At 67.5% G+C, this 18,279-nt stretch carries 14 protein-coding genes and 1 pseudogene; 10 read left to right on the top strand and 5 right to left on the bottom strand.

What is annotated here, in order from left to right; genetic code table 11:
- Nucleotides 1-213 precede the first annotated feature (213 nt).
- The gene (locus VG296_RS13075; RefSeq protein WP_325565947.1) at nt 214-2,118 is read left to right on the top strand and encodes an arabinofuranosidase catalytic domain-containing protein; all 1,905 of its coding nucleotides are present in this window, start codon (nt 214-216) and stop codon (nt 2,116-2,118) included.
- Nucleotides 2,119-2,264: 146 nt separating this feature from the next.
- Entirely contained in the window at nt 2,265-3,074 is an 810-nt protein-coding gene (locus tag VG296_RS13070) for an enoyl-CoA hydratase/isomerase family protein (RefSeq protein WP_325565946.1), read from the top strand.
- 8 nt (nt 3,075-3,082) lie between these two features.
- Here VG296_RS13070 and VG296_RS13065 read toward each other — a convergent pair whose 3' ends face one another.
- Together VG296_RS13065 and VG296_RS13060 are read right to left on the bottom strand one after the other, a co-directional pair.
- The gene (locus tag VG296_RS13065; RefSeq protein ID WP_325565945.1) at nt 3,083-4,294 is read right to left on the bottom strand and encodes an ROK family transcriptional regulator; all 1,212 of its coding nucleotides are present in this window, start codon (nt 4,292-4,294) and stop codon (nt 3,083-3,085) included.
- Between the two features lie 22 nt (nt 4,295-4,316).
- The gene (locus VG296_RS13060; protein WP_325565944.1) at nt 4,317-6,023 is read right to left on the bottom strand and encodes an arabinofuranosidase catalytic domain-containing protein; all 1,707 of its coding nucleotides are present in this window, start codon (nt 6,021-6,023) and stop codon (nt 4,317-4,319) included.
- A gap of 803 nt (nt 6,024-6,826) precedes the next feature.
- On the opposite strand from VG296_RS13060, the gene VG296_RS13055 reads away from it, so the two are divergent.
- The 6 genes from VG296_RS13055 (at nt 6,827) to VG296_RS13030 (ending at nt 11,349) form a co-directional block, all read left to right on the top strand.
- Nucleotides 6,827-8,389, top strand: coding sequence for a multicopper oxidase family protein (locus VG296_RS13055; protein ID WP_325565943.1), 1,563 nt, complete (start codon nt 6,827-6,829; stop codon nt 8,387-8,389).
- 190 nt (nt 8,390-8,579) lie between these two features.
- Nucleotides 8,580-9,005 (top strand): tautomerase family protein, encoded by a 426-nt coding sequence (locus VG296_RS13050; protein ID WP_325565942.1) that lies wholly within the window; start codon nt 8,580-8,582, stop codon nt 9,003-9,005.
- A 151-nt stretch (nt 9,006-9,156) separates the two neighbouring features.
- Complete coding sequence (locus tag VG296_RS13045; RefSeq protein WP_325565941.1) at nt 9,157-9,492, top strand: hypothetical protein; 336 nt, start codon at nt 9,157-9,159, stop codon at nt 9,490-9,492.
- A gap of 18 nt (nt 9,493-9,510) precedes the next feature.
- Nucleotides 9,511-9,921: a class I SAM-dependent methyltransferase gene (locus VG296_RS13040; protein WP_325565940.1), complete on the top strand. Its 411-nt coding sequence runs from the start codon at nt 9,511-9,513 to the stop codon at nt 9,919-9,921.
- A gap of 56 nt (nt 9,922-9,977) precedes the next feature.
- Nucleotides 9,978-10,331 (top strand): hypothetical protein, encoded by a 354-nt coding sequence (locus tag VG296_RS13035; RefSeq protein ID WP_325565939.1) that lies wholly within the window; start codon nt 9,978-9,980, stop codon nt 10,329-10,331.
- A gap of 97 nt (nt 10,332-10,428) precedes the next feature.
- The gene (locus tag VG296_RS13030; protein ID WP_325565938.1) at nt 10,429-11,349 is read left to right on the top strand and encodes an aminoglycoside phosphotransferase family protein; all 921 of its coding nucleotides are present in this window, start codon (nt 10,429-10,431) and stop codon (nt 11,347-11,349) included.
- Nucleotides 11,350-11,455: 106 nt separating this feature from the next.
- On the opposite strand, the gene VG296_RS13025 is transcribed toward VG296_RS13030, so the two are convergent.
- Entirely contained in the window at nt 11,456-13,687 is a 2,232-nt protein-coding gene (locus tag VG296_RS13025) for an alpha-galactosidase D (RefSeq protein WP_325565937.1), read from the bottom strand.
- Nucleotides 13,688-14,029: 342 nt separating this feature from the next.
- Here VG296_RS13025 and VG296_RS32830 point away from each other — a divergent pair.
- Nucleotides 14,030-14,218 (top strand): annotated as a pseudogene (locus VG296_RS32830) (transposase); the annotation flags it as partial.
- Between the two features lie 202 nt (nt 14,219-14,420).
- Here the strand turns inward: VG296_RS32830 and VG296_RS13020 are convergent.
- Nucleotides 14,421-15,332, bottom strand: a complete 912-nt coding sequence (locus VG296_RS13020) for a hypothetical protein (protein ID WP_325565936.1) — start codon at nt 15,330-15,332, stop codon at nt 14,421-14,423.
- 238 nt (nt 15,333-15,570) lie between these two features.
- Nucleotides 15,571-17,097: a M48 family metallopeptidase gene (locus VG296_RS13015; RefSeq protein WP_325565935.1), complete on the bottom strand. Its 1,527-nt coding sequence runs from the start codon at nt 17,095-17,097 to the stop codon at nt 15,571-15,573.
- A gap of 309 nt (nt 17,098-17,406) precedes the next feature.
- On the opposite strand from VG296_RS13015, the gene VG296_RS13010 reads away from it, so the two are divergent.
- The gene (locus VG296_RS13010; protein ID WP_325565934.1) at nt 17,407-18,264 is read left to right on the top strand and encodes an alpha/beta hydrolase; all 858 of its coding nucleotides are present in this window, start codon (nt 17,407-17,409) and stop codon (nt 18,262-18,264) included.
- The last annotated feature ends 15 nt before the right edge of the window (nt 18,265-18,279 follow it).

The following is an 18,279-nucleotide window of genomic DNA, read 5'->3' as shown; positions in this document are numbered from 1 at the left end:
TGGTATCAGTCAAAATCATTGGGGGGCCTCTCGGAGCTTGGTGGCCATCGAGGCTAGATCTGTCGTAATGCACGTCGATCTGGTATCGATGGGCCTTGACTTAAGTTGAATGCTGGCAGAACATGTGTGCTGCGCCACGGCGGGACCGCTCGGCGACAGCGAACCTCGGTGGTTCCGCAGTACCCGCACTTGCCTGCAATGACGGAGGTAAACATGCACCGATTACGCACGTCGCGGCGAGGATTGCGGCTGTTCGCCGCATTCCTGATGGCCGTCGCGATCGTCGTTCCCGCACTCGCCGCGGGGGCGACCACGGCCCGCGCCGCTACACCCACACTGCCGTGCGACATCTTCGCGAACGGAGGCACGCCGTGCGCGGCGGCCTACAGCACGACTCGTGCCTTGTACGCCTCCTACGACGGGCCGCTCTACCAGGTTCAGCGCGCTTCTGATGGCAGCTACCTCAGCATCCGCCCGGCCTCCACGGGCGGCCTGGTCAACGCGGCGCCGCAGGTCTCCTTCTGCTCCGGCACGAGCTGCACGATCACAGAGCTCTACGATCAGAGCCCGAACGGCAACAACATGCCCATCTCTCCCGGCACGTCCTGTTCGGGGTGTTCGAACGGGATCGGCGGGCCGGGCGCCAACGGCTCGGACATCGGTTCGCCGGCCACGGCGTTGCCGGTGACCATCGGCGGGCAGCCGGCCTACGGAGCGCTGTTCGACAAGCAGGGCACGGGATACCGCATCAACAACGCCAAGAACGTGCCCACCGGATCCCAGCCCGAAGGCGTGTACATGCTGACCTCGTCGAATCTGACGAGCAACGGGTGCTGCTTCGACTTCGGCGCCGGCGAGACCAATGACACGGACGACGGCAACGCCACCATGAACGCCATCTACTACGGCACCGACTGCTGGACCCGGAACTGCAGCGGCAGCGGGCCGTGGGTGGGTGGCGACCTCGAGAACGGCATGTACTTCAGCAACACCGGAGCCAATCCCTCGAGCATCTCGTCGGAGCGCGGCTCGTTCCTGTCCGCGTGGGAGAAGAACAACGGCACGACCAACTTCACCCTGAAGTACGGAAACGGCCAGCAAGGCGGGCTCACCCAGAGCTATTCGGGCGCCCTGCCCACCGGCTACAACCCGATGAAGGTGCAGCCCTCGATCGAACTGGGCACCGGTGGGGACAACAGCATCTGGGGCAATGGAGAGTTCTTCGAAGGCGCCGTCGTCTCCGGGTTCCCGTCCGACGCCACCGAGAACGCGGTGCAGGCCGGCATCACCGCTGCCGGGTACGCCGACAACACCACCTTCGTGCCGACCACCGAATCCGTCGTCAGCCTGAAGGCCCACGCCAACGGCGACTACGTCGACGCCGCGAGCAGCAGCGCCTCGCTGATCGCCGACTCGACCTCGAACGGCACGGCCGAGACCTTCGATCTGATCACCGAGCCCGACGGCACGGTGCGTCTGCGAGCCCACTCCAACAACGATTACGTGAGCGCGGACAACGGGGGCTCTTCGCCGTTGATCGCGAATCGTACGGTCGCCGGCCAGTGGGAGACGTTCGACTTGATCAACAACTCCGACGGCAGCGTGAGTTTCCGGGCCCACGCGAACAACGACTACGTGACCGCCGACAACGCCGGCGCGTCGCCGCTGATCGCCAACCGCACGGCCATCGGGCCGTGGGAGGAGTTCGACGTCGTCCACGACACCGAAACGGTCAGCTTCCGCGCCCACGCGAACAACGACTACGTCACCGCGGACAACGGCGGCACCTCACCGCTCATCGCGAACCGCACGGTGATCGGCCAGTGGGAGACGTTCGACCTGATCGGCAATGCGGACGGCAGTGTGAGCCTGCGGGCCCACGCGAACAACGAGTACGTGACCGCGCCGAACTCCGGCGCCTCGGCGCTGATCGCGAATCAGACTTCGATCGGTTCGTCGGAGGAGTTCGACCTCGTCGGCAACGCGGATGGCAGTGTGAGCCTGCGGGCCCACGCCAACGGGGACTATGTCACCGCCGACAACGCCGGCGTCAACCCACTGATCGCCAATCGCACCGTGGTCGGCCAGTGGGAGGAATTCGATCTCATCCTCGGCTGAGCGGGTGAGCCGCGAAGTCCAAGGCCGCGTTCACCGGAACCACGGGTTCCGGTGAACGCGGCCTGTTCGCGAATCGAGCCGGGGCTGACGGTGAATCACTCATTCACGTGAGGCAGCGGTACGCGGCCGACGCCCACAATCAGAGGATGAAGCAGTTCGTGCTGAGTCGGCCGGCTCCCGGCTACCTTCGGGCGGAATTCGACCGTCCTCCGATCAACATGCTCGACGAAAGCACGATCATCGAGCTCGCCGGTATCTGCGACACCCTCGAGACCGACCACGATCTGCGCGTGCTCGTGCTGAGCACCGTCAATCCCGACTACTTCATGGCGCGCTACGACCTCTCCGCCGCGCCGCCGGATCCCGCGGACCCGTTCGCCGGGCTGCGGGCGTTCGCGCAGGCGACGGCGCGGCTGAGCCAGAGCGATGTGATCAGCATCGCGGCGCTGCGCGGCCGTGCCCGCGGCGGGGGCAGCGAGATCGCGCTGGCCTGCGACCTGCGCTTCGCGAGCATCGAGAACTGCCTGCTCGGACAGCCCGAAGTACCCTCGGGCCTGCTGCCCGCCGGGGGCGGCATCGAGCGGCTGTCCAGACTCGTGGGCCGGGCCAGAGCAACCGAGATCATCGTGAGCGGCGACGACTACGACGCCGTCACCGCCGAACGCTACGGGTGGATCAACCGCGCCGTTCCCGACCGGGAACTCGACGGCTTCGTCGACCGGCTGGCGCGCCGCATCGCCTCCTTGGATCCGGTCGCGGTGGCCACGGCGAAGAAGCTGATCGCACGGAACGCGCACATCCCCGAAGCGGAACTGCGCGAGACCATCAGTCTGCTGCCATCCGTCGCGGTGGCCTCGCGCGATCGCCGCGCCAGACTGCGCAGCCGGGCCGCACAGGTCGGCAGCGACTTCGAACTCCGCCTCGGATACCACCTCGGCGCGGCCGACGAGCACTGAGTCCCGGCTCAGCCGGCCGACGAGAGGACCAGCGCTTCTGGCGCGCCCTCGAGCACGACCGCGGCGGCGCCGCGTACGCCGGCGCTGTCGCCGAGCTCGCTGAGCACGATCCGCACGGACTCGGCGTTGCAGGCCATGGTGTTGCGGTCGATAGCGCGGCGCATCGGCTCGAACAGCGTCTCGCACGCGGCGGCCAGTTCGCCGCCCACCACGATCATCTCCGGATTGAGCATCGTCACGGCCACCGCGAGCGCCCGTCCCACGGCGTCGCCCGCGTCCTCGACGGCCCGTGCGGTGGCGCGGTCCGCCGCGCGCATGAGCTCGGGCAGTTCGGCGGTGGTGACGGGGCGTCGCCGGCTCCTGGTGAGCAGATCGGCGATCGCCGGGGGACTGGCGACCGTCTCCAGGCAGCCGCGGTTGCCGCAGCGGCACAGCAGACCATGCGGCTCGACCACGACGTGGCCGAGTTCCCCGGCGACGCCGCCGTGGCCGAGCAGCAGCCGGCCGTCGCAGATCGCGCCCGCGCCGATGCCGGAGGACAGCCGCAGGTACACCACGTTGTCGCAGCCTCGCGCGGCGCCGAAGCGCCGTTCGGCGAGCACTCCGGCGTTGGCGTCGTTGATGATCCGCACCGGCAGACCCGTGCGTCCGGCCAGCTCGTCGACCGGCCGCACCCCGACCCAGCCCGGCATGATCCCCTCGGCGTGCAGGTGCCGGCGGTCCTTGGCGACCGGGCACGCGAATCCCGCTCCCACTCCGAGGATCCGATCCCGCGGCACGCCCAGGTCGCCGACCGCCGAGTCGATCAACCGCGCGGCCGCGTCCAGCGCGCGTTCCGGATCGTCGTCGACCGCCATCGGCCGAGTGTGGTCCCAGCGCACCGTTCCGACGAGGTCGGTCAGAATCGCGCGAACGTGGTCGTGCGCGATGTCCAGACCCAGCGCGAACGCGCAGTCCGGGACGAGCGAGAGTACCTGGGGCGGGCGGCCGGTTCTGTTGCCTGCCGCGTCCGCGGCGCTCTCGCGCACCAGGTTGGCGCCGATCAGCTCGTACGCGATCGAGGTCACGGTCGCCCTGGCCAGCCCCGTCCGGCCGGCGAGTTCAGATCGCGAGAGCTGCCGAGACTCCGTCAGCGCACGCAGCACCCGTACTCGCCCGAGGTCGGTCAGCCCGATGGGACTCTCGGTCTCGGCGGAGCGGTCGCTCTGGGTCGAGTACATGCGCTCACGTTATCAGCGCAGGTTAATCGTAGATCAGGTCGAATTCCTCCTGTTGGCCGATGGCCGTGCGGTTGGCGATCAGCGGTGAGCTGCCGGCGTTGTCGGCGGTGACGATGTCGCCGTTGGCGTGTGCGCGGAGGCTGATGCTGCCGTCCGCGTTGCCGGTGAGATCGAACGTCTCCCACGGACCGATGGCCGTGCGGTTGGCGATGAGCGGAGATGCGCCGGCGTTGTCCGCAGTGACGTAATCGCCGTCGGCGTGGGAGCGCAGGCTCACTGTCGCGGTGTCGTGGACGACGTCGAACTCTTCCCATCCGCCGATGGCCGTGCGGTTGGCGATCAGGGGCGATGCGCCTGCGTTGTCGGCGGTGACGATCTCGCCGTTGGCGTAGGAGCGGAAGCTGACGCTGCCGTCTGAGTTGTGGATCAGCTGGTAGCTCTCCCAGGGACCGACGGCTGTGACGAACGCGCGCAACGGCGAGGACCCCGAGTTCTGCGCGGAGACGTACCTGTCATCCGAGTGAGCGCGCAGCGCTACGGTGCCGTCGGGGTAAGTGAGCAGGTCGAAGGTCTCGTCCGTCCCGATCGAGCTCGAATCCGCGATCACCGAAGCGCTGCTGTTCGCCGCGTCGACGTAGTCGCCGTCGGCGTGCGCCTTGAGGCTGATCACCGAAGCGGTCGGCGAGAAGACGGCATTGTTGTCGGCGTACCCGGCGTCGGTGATACTCGCCTGCACGGCGTTCTCGGTGGCGTCCGAGGGGAAGCCGGAGACAACGGCGCCCTCGAAGAACTCACCGAAGCCCCACAGACTGTTGTCCCCGCCGGTACCCAACTCGATCGAGTTCTGCACCTTCATCGGGTTATAACCGCTCGGCAGCGCACCGGAGTAGCTCGTGCTCAGCCCGCCTTGCTGCCCGTTGCCGTACTTCAGGGTGAAATTGGTCGTGCCGTTGTTCTTCTCCCACGCCGATAGGAACGAGCCGGTCTCGCTGGGGATGCTCGACGGGTTGGCTCCGGTGTCGCTGAAGTACATGCCGTTCTCGAGGTCGCCGCCGACCCACGGGCCGCTGCCGGTGCAGCCGCCGGTCCAGCAGTCGGTGCCGTAGTAGATCGCGTTCATGGTGCTGTTGCCGTCGTCGAAGTCGTTGGTCTCGGCCGATCCGAAGTCGAAGCAGCAACTGCTGCTGGTCAGATTCGACGAGGTCAGCATGTAGATGCCCTCGGGCTGGGAGCCCGTGGGCACGTTCTTGGCGTCGTTGATGCGGTAGCCGGTGCCGTGGGAGTCGAACACCATCCCGTACGCCGACTGGCCGCCGACCGTCACGGGCAGCGCCGAGGCAGGCGCGCCGATATCCGAACCGTTCGCCCCCGGACCCGCCCATCCGCCCGAGCAACCCGAGCACGCCGTGCCCTGGGAAATCGGCATGTCATTGCCATTCGAGGTCTGATCGTAGAGCTTTGTGATGGTACAGGTGGACCCGGAGCAGAACGAGGCCTGCGGAGCGACGTTGGCCACCCCGCCGGTCGACTCCAACCCGACGTTCAGATAACTGCTGTCCGAGGCGCGCTGCACCTGGTAGAGCGCACCGTTATACGACGCGGACAGGGCGCGCGTGCTGCTGTACGCCGCTTGGCACGGCGTGCCCCCCGCGGCGTAGATGTCGCAGGGCAGAGTGGGCGTGGCCGCGGCCGCGTGCGAAGCCGCGCCGAAAGCGGGCACGGCGATCACGGCTGTGAGTGCGAGAAGGATGGCGGCGAGACTCCTCAAGCGCCGCCGAGCTGTGGGTATCACGGGTGTCAGTACCTCCGTCGTCGCAGGTGCTCTGGGGACCCTCGCGAGGCATGTTCAGCCAGTATTGGAATGAAGTCAAGCGCTGACTTCCAAGAATCACGGGTGATTTTGCCTAAGGTCATCGTAAGTGCTCAGTCCCCTGACGCGATCCTCACGCGTTCGGGTGAGAGTGTCGGCGGCCGGGCCGGTAGGCGCGCCTATCGTTGCGGCTATATACCCTATGGGGGTATGGTCGGACTGACTTCGGGAGGACCAGTGCGGGCAAGCGACACAAGGCGCGAGGACATGCCGGGCAGGGCCTTGCGTGTCCTGGTCGCAGTGTTCGCCCTGGTGGCGTGCGCCTTAGTGTGTACGAGCGGCACGCCCCAAGCCGCGACGGCCTCGCGTTCCACGGTGGCGGCCGCCACGACAACAGCCGACCGTTCGACCTCGGTGGAGGCGCCCGCCTCCGCGAGTGCACCATGCGAATGCTGCGACGGATCGAGTACCTGTACCAGCGCCGCGGTCACATGCTCCGCCCACGTCGCGGCGATCACCGCACACGCCGACCCGAATCCCATGACGCCCGCGCCGTACACCGCGCGATTGAACGCCACGGGCTGCGCCGAGCCCGTACCTAAGAGCCTTTCCGAACTGAGCTTGCTGCGGATCTAGAAGCCGGTCCGGGCGCGGCCTCGCCGTGCCCGCACCGGACACCCTCATCCGCCATTACCGCAACGCTCTCATTCGGAGGCTTGACCATGAACACGCACCTCGAGCGCCGCACGCTGCTGCGCGCCGGAGCCGCGACCGGGGCCGGACTGCTGCTGGGCGCGGGCGCCGCCGCGTGCGGCGCCGACTCCGCGCACACGGCCGCCTCATCCGCACTGATCGGACCGACCGACCCGGCCGTCGCCGCGGTCGAATCCGCCCGCTACCACTCCGGGGCCACCCGGACCTTCACCCTCGACGCCGTCCCCGGCAAGATCGACCTAGGCGGTGTCGTCGTGTCGACCTGGACCTACGGCGGCGTGCTGCCCGGCGCCGAGATCCGGGTCAACCGCGGCGACCTGATCAACGCGCACCTCGTCAACCACCTGCCCGAGGAGACGACCGTGCACTGGCACGGGGTCGCGATCCGGAACAATATGGACGGGGTCCCGCAGCTTACCCAGAGCCCTGTCGCCCCCGGCGCGTCCCGGACCTACACGTTCACGGCCGCGAATCCCGGCACGTACTGGCTGCACCCGCATGTCGGGGTACAGCAGGACCGCGGCCTATACGCACCGCTGATCGTGGACGACCCCGGCGAGAAGGCCGACTACGACCACGAGTGGACCGTCGTGCTCGACGACTGGATCGACGGCACCGGCCATACCCCCGACCAGGTCCTCGCCGCCCTGCAGAATACGCCGGCGCCCACCGCGTCGGCATCCGGCATGGACACCGGCATGGGCATGGGCTCCGGCAGCACGGCGGGCGGCGGCGACGGAGTGGTGCTCATGGACGCGACCAGCCCCCTGCTCGGCGGGGACGCGGGCGACGTGCGCTATCCCTACTTCCTGATCAACGGGCGCCTGCGCACCGACCCGGCCACCTTCACCGCCCGCCCCGGCCAGCGCACCAGGATCCGCATCATCAACGCCGGATCCGACACGGCCTTCCGGGTGGCACTCGGCGGCCATACCCTGACCGTCACCCACACGGACGGCTACCCCGTCGTACCGGTCGAAACCACGAGTCTGCTCCTGGGCATGGGCGAGCGCTACGACGTCGAAGTCACCCTCGGGGACGGCGTCTTTCCGCTGGTCGCGTCGGCCGAGGGCAAGAACGCCACCGCCCTTGCCGTGGTGCGCACCGCCTCCGGCCGCGCGCCCTCCCCGGACGTGCGACCCGCCGAACTCGCGGCCGACCCGATCGGCTACGGCGCCCTGCAGCCCACCGAGCCCTACCGCTTGAAGCCCGCCGCCTCGCAGGTCGCTGCGAACCTGCGCCTGACCGTCAGCAAGACGAGCTACACGTGGACGATCAACGACACGGTCTACAACCCGGAGCGTCCGCTCATGCGCGTCGAGTCCGGACAGCGTGTCCGGCTGACGTGGACCAACACCACCACCATGTGGCACCCGATGCACCTGCACGGCCACACCTTCCAATTGGCCGGAGGCGGGCCGCGCAAGGACACGGTCATCGTCCTGCCCGGGCGTTCCGTCACCGTCGAGTTCGACGCCGACAACCCGGGCCAGTGGATGATGCACTGCCACGACACCTACCACGCGAGTACCGGCATGATGGGCGTCATCGGCTACCAGACGAAGGCCTAGGCCGGCCGGCTCACGTCTCCCCCTCGCTCGCCGGCGCGGGGGAGACGTGCTCGTGGTGTTCGTGTTGGTTCGTGGCTTCTGGGTTGAGTGCGCTCTCACACATTCGCGTGAGGGATCGACCCGAGCCACTTACCCGACAATTGGAATCGGTGACTTTACTCCGTCATCCGAGCCTGAGGAGCGAACTTCCATGCCTATGATCGACGTCTACGCCGCCGCCGGCACGTTCGGCGACCCCAAGAAGCTGGCCCAGGAGCTCGCTTCCACTCTGATGGCCATCGAGAAGGTGCCCGACATTCCGATGTTCCGCAAGAACACCGCCGCATTCGTGCACGAACTGTCGGCGGACCACCTCTCGAACGTCGACGGCGACAGCACATACGTGCGCGTTCAGGTACTCACCAACGCCGGCGCCCTGGACCGCGACAAGCAGCTCGCGGTGGTGCGGCAGCTCACCGACCTGGTCGCGACGGCGGCCGGTGACCCGTCCCAGGCGGAACGCACCTGGGTCCTGCTCTCCGAGGCGCCGGAGGGCGGCTGGGGCCTGGCCGGTCACGCGAACACGAACGCCGAACTGGTCGCCGCGGCCCGCGCGCAGATCGCCGAGCTCCGCTAGTCGGCGTGGTCGAGGATCGCGTCTGCCATGAGGCGTTGGGTGATGGCCTGAAGTGGGGGAGCGGAGTACGAAAGCAGCTGGATCATGCCGACGTACATGAGGTCGTGTTCCGGGTCGACCCAGAACCAGGTGCCCGCCGCGCCGTGATGACATGGAAGCCGACGCCCGCGAAGGCCGGGAATCGCAGGCCCCAGGTGCCGGTTTCGCCGATCCGGCGGGCGAAGGCCTGCCTCGCCCGGGCGCTGCCGACGACCTCGCTGATGACATCCACAGGACCGAGGCTATCGCGGCATGCGCACAAACTCGTATGCAGCAGGATCGGACGAACATGGCCGCGCGGGTGCGCCGGTGCTTGTATTCGAACGTGATCGCCGCGCTTGTCGAACGCGCCGCTTCCGGTGCCGGGCCGACACCGCACGCTCTCGGCCGACCCGGCCACGCATTTGATCAGAAGACCCACCGTGAAGGAACAGGGAACGCGCAATGACGAGCTAAAACCAGTCCCGTGCCCCAACGCACGAGAGCGGAGGTCGAGTGGGGACGAGGGGGCGGCGCGACGGACAACTCGCTCCCGGCTGCGAACCCCGTCGTCCAGGCCATCCTCAAGCGGCTGCCGGAGGATCTACCGGCAGGCGCGCTCGTCCTCGACCTCGCCTGCGGTACCGGCCAGCCCGCTTTCGTGCTCGCCCAGGACCGTCCCGAACTTCAGGTCATCAGTGTTGACGTGACTCCGGCGCTCATCGACGAGGCTCGGCTCGCGGCGCGCGAGAACTCAGTGCGCAACGTCCGCTTCGAGGTCATGTCCATCGACCATTTGGACCCGGCAGACCAGAGCATGCAAGCCGCGGTCTCCCGTTTCGGCCTGCTGCAGGAAGGCGACATCGCGGTCTCGAGCAACGAGCTCAGCCGGTACTGAGCCCCGGCGCGCCGTTCAGCCTCGCGGCCTTCGACGACATGGCTTTGAACACGCTCATGTCCACGATCGTGCGTACTCTCGCCGGACACGTGCCGCCGGAGACCTTGCCGGAATTCGACTACCTGACACGGTTGGCGGCGCCCGGTCTGCGCGAGCAGGTGTTACGCGAGTCGGGACTGGAGCAACTGCACTCGGAACTGTTCCGCTGGGCCATCCCGCTGCCCTCGTTCAATCTCGTGTGGCAGGTCGCGTCCGCACCGATTCCCTTCGCCAGAGCGTTCGCCGCCCTCGACGGCGTCGCCACCAGCCGAGTCCGGTCGGAACTGGAGGACGCGGTGTCACGTTGCCGAACCGAGGACGGCACCTTCGTCTTCCCGAGGGCATGCCGCCAGTTCTGGGGACGCAAGTAACGACCCTTCCTCACCACCCGCACGGCAAAGGCGCTGTCCAGGGGCGGCTCTGCTTTGCGGCAGCTCTCGGACGTTTCTACGCGCGTAGGGTGCTCGCGTGATCGAGATCCCGGAAGCATTCGTACGAGGCACGCTCGATCGCGAGGGAGAGCGCGGTGCGCAATGGTTGGCCGCGCTGCCGGATCTCGTCACAACGCTGTTCGAGCGGTGGGGGTGTCTGTGCGACGGTCCGGCCATGCACGGCGAAATCGGCATCATCATCCCGGTACTCCACGATCAAAGGCCCGCTGTCGTCAAGATCTCTGTCCCTCACCCCGGCAACGTCCGCGAGCCGGACGCGTACGAGGCATGGAAGGGCCGTGGGGCAGTGCACCTCTACGAGCGCGCGGATGAGTGCTTCGCGATGCTGCTCGAGCGAGCCGGCTCACGCACCCTCGCAGAACTACACGACAAAGACGAGGTCGTGAGGATCGCCGGGCAGATCAACAAGCGGCTGGCCATCCCGGCCCCTCCCGGCCTACCACGCTTGCGCGACCGCATGGCGCAGTCGGAGGAATCCCTGCACCAAGATGCCGGGGATTTCGCCCACGCGCTGCCGCGGCCCGTCGTGGACAAAGCAATCGCGACCGCCCGCGAACTCGGAAGCGATCAACCAGACCTCGTCATCCACGGGGACTTGCACGCGCGCAACATTCTCAACTCCGAGCGCGAGCCATGGCTGGCTGTCGACCCGAAAGGGCTCGTCGGAGACCCGGCTTACGACGGCGGCACATTCCTCAAGACACATGCGTTCGCCCTGCTCCAAGAAGACGAGCCCGATCGGGCCGTGGTGCGTTGCCTACAGATGTTCGCCGACGCCGCCGAGCTCGATGCCGAACACGTGCGCCGCTGGGCCCAGTTCCACGCAGTCGAGTCAGCATTCTGGCGACGACGACACCGTTTCCCTCGTGCCCGGGGCAGCGCATCACCCGACCTGCTCACACAGTTGGCCGACCACCTCGCGCAGGTGCTCGCCTAGAGCACCACTCTGGATTCGCCAAGCTCGCACCCACGTAACCTCCCTAGCTGGAGCTCGAAACTCAACTCGGCAACGGCAAGCCGGGATCAGAAGCACGCACTCAGGTTCAGAGCGTGATCGAGTAGATGTCTGGAGCCCAGGTGCTGGGGTTGGAGAACTCGATGGTGTTGGCTCCGGCATTGAGCGGTACGTTCACGGTCAGGGTCTGCGGTGTGCTCCAACTGCCGTTTCCGTTGGCGGTGACGGCGATGGGCGTACCACCGTTGACGGTGATGTCCGCGGGGCGGCCGTTGCCCGCTCCGTCGCCGTCGACATAGGTGACGGTCATCGGGTACGTGCCCGATGCGGCTTTCGAGACATTGCTGAACGTCAGGGTGCCGCCCACGCCGAGGTATCCGATGTCCTTGCCGTCAAAGCAGCCTGAGCAGCTTTGCGCCATGGCGCCGCCGGCGAGCGTACCTGTGCTGTCGGCTACGTAAGTGGTCGGGCCGCTGATGACGATGGAGTCGATGTCGGGTGCCCACGTGCTCGGGTTCGAGAACTCGATGGTATTCGTACCCTGGTTTAAATTGAGGGTGATGTCGGTGGTTTGCGGTGTGCTCCAACTGCCGTTTCCGTTGGCGGTGAAGCTGAGTGGGCTGCCGCCGTCGACGGCAACGTCCGCGGTGCGCCCGTTGCCGGCGGAGTCGCCGTCGAGGTAGGTGATCGTGGCCTGATAGGCGCCGGTCCGCGGCACGGTGACGCTGTTCAAAGTCAGGGTGCCACTCTCACCGATGTATCCGACGTCCTTTCCGTCGGAGCAGCCCGAGCAGGTCTGCACGGCGGCGCCGCCCGCGAGGGCGTTGCCCGAGGCATCGGCGTGGTAGGTGGTTGCTCCAACTCCCGGAGCGAGCTTGAGCAGCCTCGAGCCGTAGGCCGGCAGGGTGGCGGTGAAGCTTCCGGTGGAGTCGCCCAGGTCCGCGTGGCTCCACATGTCATGGACGTCGGCGGACTGGCTGGAGGAGAGGCCGACATCACTCCAGTTGGCCGTCACGCTCGTGGAGGAGCCGGAGAGATTGAACAGCGCGACTGTCGTGGTGCCGTCGGGGTTCTTGGCGTACCAGACCTGCTGGCTCGAGCTCTGATTCACCGGCTTGCCCGGCACCCCCTCCTGGTCCTGTGCGATGACGTCGGTGTTGGTGAGCAGCGACAGGCCGTAGGGGTCGAGCTGGGTCAGGTCGTCTCCGGTGAACAAGGGCGCTGATTCCAGGGCCCAGAGGGTCATGTAGGTCTGGCGTTCGTCGTCGGTCAGACCGTCGATGGTGCCGCTGCCCACGTCGAGGGAGTCGAGGTTGGGCCAGAAGCCGGGTCCGGCATAGGAGATCCACGGCACGACGTCGTTCCAGCGCTCGGAGAGCGAGCCGGTCCAGCCGCCGATGATCGTGGAGCAGTAGCACTCCACGTCGTTGTCGATCCGGGCGCCGTTGGCGTTCTGCTGCCAGTAGGAGGCGTCCGACACGGGGAGGGAGTAGGACAGCACGAGCTGACCGCCCCAGCCGAGGGAGGCGAGCGCCTGATGCCAGGCGGCGACCTCGTAGTAGCTGCTGTCGGTCAGCGGGCTCGGGCTGTTGTTCGTCGAGCCGGGCGTGACTCCGTCGAGCTTGATCAGGTCGTAGCCCCAGCTGGTGAACATCTGGGCGAGGGAGTAGACGTACTCGTATCCGCAGTCGTTGCCGGATGAGAAGTCCATGGCGTAGAAGCCGCTCCACTGGTTGTGCAGGGCGACGGGGTTGCCGCTGGAGTCCTTGAGTACGGCCTTCTGGGTGGTGCACCCGTCGGTGCTGCCGTAGACCGGGTCGTCGGCGTTGTACGCCGCGGACGCCATGCCGCTGGCGAGGTAGATTCCGGCCTTGAGACCCATGGAGTGCAGGTTGCCGGCGACCGTGGCCATCGAGTCGGGGAACCGAGTGGTGTCCTGCGCGGGGCGGCCGTAGCCGTCGATGTGCCCGTTCCAGCTGAAGTCGGCGGACCAGCCGGAATCGATGTTGACGTAGTCGTAGCCGACTTTCGTCAGCCCGTCGTTGACCATGGCCTGGGCCTGGGTCATCACGTTCGCTTCGGTCAGGAAGCCGGCGGTGCCCTTGGAGTTGTAGCTGCCGTACGTGGTGCTCTCCAGGCTCCAACTGCTCCAGCCCATGTACGGGGTCTGAGCCGTGCCGGTCGAAGCCGCGGCCCTGACCGGAGTGGTCACGGTCCCGGCCTGTGCCGCAGGGGCGCCGAGCGCGGCCAGCCCGGTCGCGGCGAGCGCCCCGCCGACCACCGCGGCGGCGAAACGTTGGAGTGTGCTGCGTTTCCTCATCGTGGAGGTGCCTCTCGTGGGTATGCGGCCCGGGCGTGTGGGAGCCCGGCCCTCCTCCTTGTAGTTGTATCTGCCTGGCGGGGCGGATGCACCGCGGTGCGGGTGAATATTTCCGTTCCACCACCACCGCGATCCGGGTATCCGGTCGTAAGGCCGGCGTCACGTGCCCGGGTTGGGTGAACTGGGCGCGGGGCTTGGTCCTGATCGGGCTACGGTCGTGTCGCCGAGTTCGCGGAGCAGTTCCTCGGGTTGGGACCATGCCTTGCGGGCTTCGGCCAGGCGTCCGGTGCCGAGCAGGATAACGGCGAGGTTCTCGGAGCCTACGGCGCAGCCCAGCTGGTGGCACCCAGACGTGACCAGATCACCTGGCGCAGGTTCCTCCAAGCCCACGCACCCACCGCGCTCGCCCGCGATTTCGTGCACGTCGACTGCGCGGTCACCCTCAAGCGCGTCTACGTGTTCTTCGTCATCGAACTCGAGACCCTGTACGTGCGCCTGCTCGGCATCGCCGCCAACCCGGACGGGGCGTGGCATCGCCGCGGCCGTTCGGGTCACGTCCCTCCCACGCGGCGCGCGGGAGGGACGGATCGTGTCGGGCTAAGCACTTGCACCAGTCGGAGATCTCTCGCGGAGTACGCCCGCAACGGCCCAGGCGCCTGCGGGCGCCGCGTGACCTCCGAGACTGCCTCGCTCGTAGAGAATAAGTCGGGAGGGTGGTGCCCACGATTGCCTGTTAGAGGGCTGCCAAGGCCAGCCGCTCTCCCACCTCGTCGGCGAGCCGATCGAGTTGCGGTCCGCCTCCGTCGACCGCGTCCTTCTTGGCGTTGAACAGGCGCACCCACAGCCCGGCCGCCCAGGCCTCTCGGACCTCCGGCTCGCTCCACCGCCTATCGGCCGCCCGCTGGTAGGCGGCGATGAACTCTGCGCTCTGGGCGACCGTCGCGGCCTCGCCTGGTGCCCCGGCGGCCGGCCACACGGCGGCTGCCAGACCCACGATCGCCGGCTCGGGCTGGGCGATGACGCTGTCCCAGTCGTGCACAGCCAAGGGATTGCTGCCGGACCACCGGATGTTCTGGGATTCCCAGTCGCCATGGCCGATCCGCACGGGAGCGACGCAGGCGTTTAGCCGCTCCCGGACACGGCGGGCGGCGTCGTCGACCCACGCAGGCCCGGGGCTGGTGTTGAGATCGCCGCCCCGGTCGTCGCGGTCCGGCCATAGCCGTGCCCCCGGGTGATCCCATCCGGTCCACGGCGGCGACGGCGCAAGCGAGGGAACAGCGGCCGCGCTGGGTGCACAGCTGATGAGGCGGGCGAGCAGCGCCGCGAAGGGCTCTGCACCGCCGTCCACCGGAAGTTGGCTGCCGCCGGGCACAAGTGTCTCAGCCGTGACCGTGAGCCCGCCGAGTTCCACAGGACCGGTCAGGGGCACAGGGCATGGAAACCCGGTGCGGGACAGGTGCTCCTGGACCGCAACGCAGCCGGCGATCCGCGGATCAGAGGACCGGCCCTTGATCACCACCCGTCTGCCGTCTGCGAGCTCGGCGGCGAAGACCTGGGATAGATGCCCGCAGCGGAACAGTTCGCGTGCCGGCCGGGCGCCGAGGTGGCGGTCACACCAGTCGGCGAGCGAGGCATCATCGAGCACGATGACCAGTATCCCAGCCCGGCTGCACAGACACAGCCAGCCTGTCAATCTTCTTCGCGGTTGTCTCCATTTTCTGCAACGACCGCCAGTCGTCAGATGCCCTCGATGACTTGCGGTGATCAAGTCCAACTATCGCTGGTTTTTCGCAACTACCGCTGGTGGTCACATTGTTGAGCCTGTGGCCGGTAGTTGGTCCGTGGGATCGATAGGTGGCCCGGATTGGCGCGCCCGGCGCCGATTACCCGGGAACTCCCGCGTTCTTGAGGATTTCGCGCAGGGCTGCGGCAGCGGGAGCGGCCTGGGACGGCTGGGTGTTGAGAAGAGCGTCGAGCGCCTCGCCGATACCCTCGGGTGCGTCTTCCGGGTCGCGGATCGCCACCTTGGACCAGGAATGCTTCCATCGCACCAGTCCGAGTTCGGCCAGTTCGACCGTGATCCAGGCCCGGAGCGCGGGCGCCAGGGCGTTCGCGCCGATCTCGAGTGCCACCGAAGGGTTCGCTCGCGTGTAGCCCGCTTGCGTCGGAGTCAGCAAGCAATACAGCACCGCTTCCATCTGGCCGGCTTCGACGTGGTCGAAGAAATCGGCCAGGGCGGGCGGGGCTTCTTTGATCAGGTGCATGGCATCGACAAGGGGTCGTGCATCCTTGCGAATGTGCGCTCTGGCCACGGCGTCTACCAGCGTGTCCCAATCCACGGGCCGGTGGTCGACGAAGTGTGCTTCGCGGCGCGCGACCGTCGCGAGTAGGGCCTGTGCGCCGTCGAAGAGGTCGACTGCCCGCGCTTGGGACGTGTCCTGGATTCGGCCGTCGTCGGGCAATGCGCGAAGCGCGGAGACTCGGTCCGGGATCGGCGGGTGGGAATCGAAGGGGGTGGGCGTCTGCGCCGAGGGACTGCGTCGTTCCGATTCGACGACACCTTGCCAGCGGGGCTCGTCGAGCATGCGGCCAAAGCCCGCGAACAGCGCTTCGGGTTGCGGCACGAGGCCAAGGCCCGTGGCAGCATCGGCGAAGCGATCCCTGAAGTACCGGTAGGCCGCGTGGTACGCCGGGATCTCGGCTATCACGCAGGCCGCGGTGTCGCGCCCGCACAATTCGGCGCTGATCCGGTCGGCCGCGTACTCCTGAGCTCGGCTGATCTTCTGGGTGACGGTGAGGAAGCGGACGGCGTAACCGCGGATCAGCCGGACAATCAGCATCTGCAGGTGTATCAGCCATCTACCGTTGTTCACCGAGGTGGTGGTGAAGAAGCTGGCGGTGTGCAAGGCCCCGGCCAGGCCTGACCGGCCGCGCATGATCACGGGCAGCAGGCGCGTGTCGCGATTCGCGAAGTGGCCGAACTCGTGCGCGAGCACGGCGTCGAGCTTGGTGGGGGAGAGCGCGATAAGCATCGGTGCGCCGATGACCAGATTCCGTGGGCCCGACCGCAATCCGAGCCACCGGGTTTGCTCGAACACTGACGCATTGAAGCGCGAGTCGATCCACAGGAACTCCGGCGGCGCGGTTCCGGCCGCTGCCGCCGCTTCGCGGACCGCGGACCACAGGGCAGGCTGTTCCGACTCGAGCACCGCGACGCCGGTCATCTCGCGACCACGCAACATGAGCGAGGCGTGGAACGCCCGGCCTACCAGGAAGAACGCTGCAGCGGTGAACGGCGCCCCCATCAGCAGGTCGAACAGGGGTGCGTGGCCGTACAGCATGACCACATTCAGCCCCACCACCGCGGCGAGCAACCCTATGCCCAGAACGTAGAAGCCAATCAGCAGCATGACAGCCGCTGCCGCACGTACACCTATGCCCACAACCATCACCCTCCCGCGCGAAAGGCTACCAGCGCGAGAGCTGAGTGCCACCCATCGACCTCGGCACCCCTGATAGACCGTGTCCACTCCTGAAAGGTGGAGAACAGCGAGACGAGAGCGGATCCGGGGCCACCTATCGATCCCAGCGGCCGACTATCGATCGCAGCCACACAGTGACTGCCGTGGTTGCCCGAGTCCGCCTGTAAGCGCTCCGAGGGCGAGCGTGTCCGGCGTATCTCCCGACTGTGCCTGTCACCGGGCTGAAAGACTGACCGGATGCTGATCGAAGCGTACGTATCGGTGCGTCAAGACCCGCGGGTCGACCTGTTCACCGCCCGCAGTACCGCACGAACCGGGACCGCGCTGCTCGTCATCCACGGTGGGCCCGACTGGGACCACACCTACCTGCGTGAACCCCTCGTGGACCTCGCCGAATCTCGCCAACTTGTCTTCGCCGACCTGCGCGGGTGTGGTCGATCGACCATGGGGCTTCCCGATGACGCCTACAATCCGGACGCCGCAACCGCCGACCTGCTAGCGCTGCTCGACGCCCTTGGGGTCGAACGCGCCGACGTGCTCGGATTCTCCTACGGCGGGCTGCTCGCACAGCGTTTCACCCTCACCGCGCCACAGCGAGTCCGACGCTTGATCATCGCCTCCAGCAGCATCCCGCCGGTACCCGACGACGCCTACGACCACTGGCCCGAGGTAGCGCAACTCCAAGCGGAAGGAAACGCCGCCTGGACCGACCTGGCAGCCAACCCCAGCCCCGAAGCCACCCGCGCCCACGCCTTCGCCGCCATCCCGGCCGGCGTCTGGAAGCCCGAATCCCGCGAAATACTGCACCGGCGACTCGAGACTGTGCGCTTCTCCGCCGAGTGGGCTCGGGCGCTCCTCGCCGGCCCCGTCCCGTCCGGCCGCCCGGACAACTCCCTTACCCGACTCGCCGCCCTCGAGATCCCCATACTGCTCCTGCACGGCCAGCAGGACATGACCTTTCCCGCAGTCCTGGCCGAGCGCACCGCGGCCGAAATGCCCAACGCCCGTGCAGTCGTCCTCGACCAGGCAGGGCACATGACCCACATCGACCAACCCGAGGCATGGCTCCAAGCCATCAGGGATTTCCTGGACTGATGGAAGTGTCCGGGG

Origin of the sequence: Actinospica sp., from assembly GCF_035552695.1 — a bacterium.
Lineage (GTDB): Bacteria > Actinomycetota > Actinomycetes > Streptomycetales > Catenulisporaceae > Actinospica.
This window is presented reverse-complemented; position numbering and strand designations above follow the sequence as displayed.

Excerpts from the sequence above, each read along its gene's own strand:
- VG296_RS13075 (WP_325565947.1), top strand. The coding sequence starts at position 214 with ATGCACCGATTACGCACGTCGCGGCGAGGATTGCGGCTGTTCGCCGCA.
- VG296_RS13070 (WP_325565946.1), top strand. The coding sequence starts at position 2,265 with ATGAAGCAGTTCGTGCTGAGTCGGCCGGCTCCCGGCTACCTTCGGGCG.
- VG296_RS13065 (WP_325565945.1), bottom strand. The coding sequence starts at position 4,294 with ATGTACTCGACCCAGAGCGACCGCTCCGCCGAGACCGAGAGTCCCATC.
- VG296_RS13055 (WP_325565943.1), top strand. The coding sequence starts at position 6,827 with ATGAACACGCACCTCGAGCGCCGCACGCTGCTGCGCGCCGGAGCCGCG.
- VG296_RS13050 (WP_325565942.1), top strand. The coding sequence starts at position 8,580 with ATGCCTATGATCGACGTCTACGCCGCCGCCGGCACGTTCGGCGACCCC.
- VG296_RS13045 (WP_325565941.1), top strand. The coding sequence starts at position 9,157 with ATGGAAGCCGACGCCCGCGAAGGCCGGGAATCGCAGGCCCCAGGTGCC.
- VG296_RS13035 (WP_325565939.1), top strand. The coding sequence starts at position 9,978 with ATGTCCACGATCGTGCGTACTCTCGCCGGACACGTGCCGCCGGAGACC.
- VG296_RS13025 (WP_325565937.1), bottom strand. The coding sequence starts at position 13,687 with ATGAGGAAACGCAGCACACTCCAACGTTTCGCCGCCGCGGTGGTCGGC.
- VG296_RS13015 (WP_325565935.1), bottom strand. The coding sequence starts at position 17,097 with ATGCTGCTGATTGGCTTCTACGTTCTGGGCATAGGGTTGCTCGCCGCG.
- VG296_RS13010 (WP_325565934.1), top strand. The coding sequence starts at position 17,407 with ATGCTGATCGAAGCGTACGTATCGGTGCGTCAAGACCCGCGGGTCGAC.